Origin of the sequence: Clostridium sp. AM42-4 (genome assembly GCF_003480105.1) — a bacterium.
In the GTDB taxonomy this organism is placed as follows: Bacteria; Bacillota; Clostridia; order Lachnospirales; family Lachnospiraceae; genus Brotaphodocola.
The window spans coordinates 1-4,158 of sequence record NZ_QUIK01000006.1; the positions used below are offsets into that span (position 1 = coordinate 1).

Below are 4,158 nucleotides of genomic sequence, written 5' to 3' on the forward strand. Positions count from 1 at the left end.
AAACGTGAAGAACAGAAGGATGTATCCGAAAAATCTATAAAGGGATTTCATATTCTTCTGGCGGAAGATAATGAGCTGAATATGGAAATCGCCGAATTTGTGCTTCAGAATGAAGGTGCTGACGTGACAAAAGCCTGGGATGGTCAGGAAGCTGTTGAACTGTTCAGAAATAGTGAACCTGGTGAATTTGATGTCATTCTTATGGACATTATGATGCCGGTAATGAATGGTTATGAAGCTACAAAGATGATTAGGTCTCTGGACAGAGAGGATGCAAAGGAGGTACCGATCATTGCAATGACAGCAAATGCGTTCACGGAGGACAGAATAAAAGCAAAAGAAGCAGGGATGGATGAACATGTTGCTAAGCCAGTTGATGTGGAATTACTGATAAAAGTAATTCATAAATTGGTGAAATAATTGATAGGGCAGTGTTAAATAAGCGATGAAATATAACTTTTCGGAAACTCAACGAATGAGGTTCTAACTGAAAATTGACAACTGAATATCGTGTAGAAAAAGAAATTTGAGAAAAATGAACATAAACATTGGACATAGCTGGTACTATGCCTTGAAAAATCTTATGGAATCGCTTAATATATCATTATTAGGCGGTCAATCCTAATAATGATTCTTGAAATGCCTCGATAGATGGCATTTCCCAGGCATCAAGATGTTGTAGAATCATGATGCCATAGAGGCGGCAGTACCACATCCTTGTAGAGCGGTGTCTGCCGTCTTCTAATTTATAGTCCTCTTTCTCACGCTTGTTGGAGCGTTCTACGGAAGTACTTCCATCATATTCCTTTTTCCATGCTTTACTGTCTCTTGGCGGTATGTTAAATAATCTTGGATTATCTGCCGTAAAAATGTGTACGGTTCTTCCGTATTTTGCAGGTGAACAGGGATGCTCACAGAAGCAGCCACGTGTCCGATTTGATTTTGGACAACGGTATTTCGCCCGGTGCTTAGAAGCCTCATATCCGTCTTTATGCATATGTAAGCCCATCTTACAGATCGGGACGCCGTCCTCATCAATGGTGAAATCGTCCTTATAAGTGAAATGTCCGGTATGTCCGGGATTAAGGTCGATAAAGGGAGTGATATTTTTCTGTCTGCAGTACTCATAGACAGCATAAGCGTCATGGGCGGAATCCAGAAGGAGTTTTTCAATACGGAACTCCGGAAGGTATGCTTTCATGGAGAAAAAAGAATGCAGAAAAGAAAGCATATCATGCCGGGAAGCACGCTCTAAAAGAGGGAATACGGGAAGGTCACTATGGGAATCGGAGGCCACATACATGTAGAGGTGGTAGCCGAAGAAATAACATTCCCGATGGGAGTCCCATCCCCAGTTACAATCCGGCTGGGAATGCTCATGTGCGGTAGAGTAACACACAAGAATTTGATAGGCAGCAGCCGCACTATTCCGTAAAGTAAGCGAATAATAAAAATCTTACCACTAAATACTCTAAAAATACTCTAAAAATAAGTAGAAATAAATTGCTTTTTATAGTTATTTGTTGTGTAATTTATACAAAAGGATAGTTCAGAAAGAAGGGGATCCCATTGAATTTACTTACAAAGAATAAACTTACAGAGCATGATGTATTCGAGTTTATGAAAGGGACTTTTTCTGGGACACATTGGTTGGAGGATTCTCTCTATATTCCAGAAGATTTATTTCAGCAGATGGAACTGGAAAAAATTTTTAATATTTGTTTAAATCATTTCTCTTATTTTGGAGTCACAACAGTAATTCCAAGCGAGTGGAATAATGTGAAGCAAGTAACGAAAAAAGATTTTCCATGTAGTTTTAAAATTATTGCTGAAATTGACAACTGGGTTCAAGTATGTTTTGAAACAGAAGAATGCTTCACTATCTGCGGAATATAATACCGTAGCTTTGAGTTAATATGAAAAGGAGGAAAAGTATGAAGAAATTCATTAGACATTTTGTAAGTTTCTTTTTGGTCGCTGTAATGATAGTATCTTCCAACATCACAGCTTTTGCCGCAAATGAGAAACCAGTAGATTCACGCTTCTTGCCAGAGATTACTTATACAGAAGATAATACATCTACAACAAGAGTTCCTAATTTGATTCCAATAACTGTAAATCCATATTACAATAAATTAGTTGTACATGTTGGCAACTTAGGAGTCGATAGTATAGATAGTGTTACATGGAAAGAAACGCAAGCAAAATCGAACGTATTTTCGATTTTGCTTGCGTTTCAGACGCTTTCATCTCGGCAATTGAATAACCGAGGATTCTCGCTTATTATCCTAAATCTGGGTGACCTGGTTGATCTGCCAACCAAACCTTGTGCTATTTACAGCCGTGCAGCGTAGGGTATAAGTACGGGATGCTTTTACAGTATATTGAAATACAAATTGGATGCTAGTAATGGAGTGCAAACAGGAGTTATCATAATCTTTAAATGAAGCATCTGTCAATTCAATTTCCTGGATTGAACGAATAGCGGGGAAACCATATAATCCCCTAATGATATAATCCTGTGATTCGTAGAAAAACTTTTCTGTCAAGGCAGCATCCGGCAGCAGATCAATATCCTGTTTTAATTGGGCGAAAAGCCACTGCCGCAGGCCGCGCTCAATGTGAGACCGGATAAAATCTATATTAATGGCAGTCGACTTTACAGCAGTTGCAGTTAAGAGCTGCTCAAATGAATTTGATTTTTGTTTTCTTTTGAAAAAGGGCAGTCGGTTCACACTTCATTTCCTCCTAGCTATTATATCGCAAGGATAAGGCTACATAATCACAAGGGGCAGCGTTTAGGCTCGGCGCAGCCTCTTTGTATCTGGTCATCCATCTGGAGTCTGTTGAAACATAGTCTGATACCACCTCTTCAGGGGCGTGGCTGCGCAGCATTAAAAGAATGGAAAAATTACGGAGCTGCTGCAGCGTGAAAGGACGAACTCCGGCCCGCAGGCAGGCCTTTTTGATTTCCAATAACAAGTTGCGCTGAGTAAATGGGCATTGCTTGAGTCTGGTTAGAAAAAGATTACCTGTTTCATTGTATGTTTGCTCGGAAAGCAGTAGTAGCAGTGAGAAGAGGTCAGATGGAACCTTGATAAAACGGTTCCTGATTCCCAAAATCATAATCCCACACTGATCAGTCTGGCCATTGGTAACCAGCTGCTGGATTTTTAAGCCACAAATTTCTTCCGTTGTTAAGCCCGTGCGAAGAACCAGTGAAATAATTGCAAACAAGGTTACATTCTGTTCATCCATAAGTGTAGATAATACGCGGTCGATATCCCGCATGGTTATCCCAACAACAAGTGGCTGTTCACATTCGAAAGAAAACTCTGGAAAGAGTCCGGAAAATCTTCCAGTATCTGAAATTTCTGCAGGCTCCTCACGTTGAAGATCTGGGACTACCATATCGACATCATCCGTGTCGTTGCAGGCTTCTGCATCTAAATACCGTGCAAATGCTCGCAATGCACGGATCCGTGTGCATAAGGAATGAGTGGAATATTTATCGCGCACAGAAGAAAAGTAATAATGCACATCCTCTGCAGATATCTGCTGAATGTCCTTTTTCAGTAAGTTGAAAAAATCAGCAAACATATAGGCATATTCATTCGCTGTTCTCGTATTTTTGAAATGTTTACGGTATTGAGAAAATGCATCCAGTGTAAAGTCGGAGCAATAGGGAGTAAGCCGTGATAAATCTACTGGATCCGGCTGCTCTAAAATATTCTGGAATATTTCTTCGGATATTTGCATGAAATCCTCCTCAAATCGGGTGATGATACAGTCCTAGTATAGATTTATTATACTATGAGAAAGAATTGAAATCAACGAAAGTGGAACATATATTCGAACAAATAGTGCCAGATGCGTAGTGAACTACATCGGCAATTGAATTACCGAGCATCTGATTACGAAGCATAGTTCCGTAGCTTCAGAGGTGCGTCCATGACACCCGTACTGCTACCCAGATGGGTTACACAGCTACTTTTATTGTTTTTGTACTGCTCAGCCCGGTTACGGGCATATCAATTTCTTTACCGGATACGGCATGATACTTTCTCAAAATATTATAAGCTCCTACTGCATCTGCATTGTAGATCACGGTATCTACAATGTAGATACCACGCTTTTTTCGATTCCTTTTCTCTGCAT

General features: G+C 40.0%; 6 protein-coding genes. 3 read left to right on the forward strand and 3 right to left on the reverse strand.

Annotated elements, in window-relative coordinates; all coding sequences use genetic code 11:
- Nucleotides 1–420 (forward strand): response regulator (locus DW922_RS06005; protein ID WP_147353363.1); only part of this gene is annotated, 420 nt, incomplete at its 5' end.
- Nucleotides 421–607: 187 nt separating this feature from the next.
- Here DW922_RS06005 and DW922_RS06010 read toward each other — a convergent pair.
- A complete protein-coding gene (locus DW922_RS06010; RefSeq protein ID WP_243032080.1) occupies nucleotides 608–1,201 on the reverse strand; it encodes a hypothetical protein in 594 nt (197 codons plus the stop codon).
- Between the two features lie 368 nt (nucleotides 1,202–1,569).
- On the opposite strand from DW922_RS06010, the gene DW922_RS06015 reads away from it, so the two are divergent.
- Nucleotides 1,570–1,896, forward strand: a complete 327-nt coding sequence (locus DW922_RS06015) for a hypothetical protein (protein WP_118542929.1) — start codon at nucleotides 1,570–1,572, stop codon at nucleotides 1,894–1,896.
- A 38-nt stretch (nucleotides 1,897–1,934) separates the two neighbouring features.
- Nucleotides 1,935–2,354 carry a hypothetical protein gene (locus DW922_RS17385; protein ID WP_147353364.1) on the forward strand — a complete coding sequence of 140 codons (420 nt, stop codon included), beginning with the start codon at nucleotides 1,935–1,937 and terminating at the stop codon, nucleotides 2,352–2,354.
- Here DW922_RS17385 and DW922_RS06020 read toward each other — a convergent pair.
- Nucleotides 2,289–2,735 carry a hypothetical protein gene (locus DW922_RS06020; protein WP_118542928.1) on the reverse strand — a complete coding sequence of 149 codons (447 nt, stop codon included), beginning with the start codon at nucleotides 2,733–2,735 and terminating at the stop codon, nucleotides 2,289–2,291. The two genes, DW922_RS17385 and DW922_RS06020, sit on opposite strands and share 66 nt — an antisense overlap.
- A 13-nt stretch (nucleotides 2,736–2,748) precedes the next feature.
- Entirely contained in the window at nucleotides 2,749–3,759 is a 1,011-nt protein-coding gene (locus DW922_RS06025) for a site-specific integrase (protein WP_118542927.1), read from the reverse strand.
- Between the last annotated feature and the right edge of the window lie 399 nt (nucleotides 3,760–4,158).

What these genes read in the sequence shown, in the direction of transcription:
- DW922_RS06010 (WP_243032080.1), bottom strand. Translation starts at nt 1,201, where the DNA reads ATGAAAGCATACCTTCCGGAGTTCCGTATTGAAAAACTCCTTCTGGAT.
- DW922_RS17385 (WP_147353364.1), top strand. Translation starts at nt 1,935, where the DNA reads ATGAAGAAATTCATTAGACATTTTGTAAGTTTCTTTTTGGTCGCTGTA.
- DW922_RS06025 (WP_118542927.1), bottom strand. Translation starts at nt 3,759, where the DNA reads ATGCAAATATCCGAAGAAATATTCCAGAATATTTTAGAGCAGCCGGAT.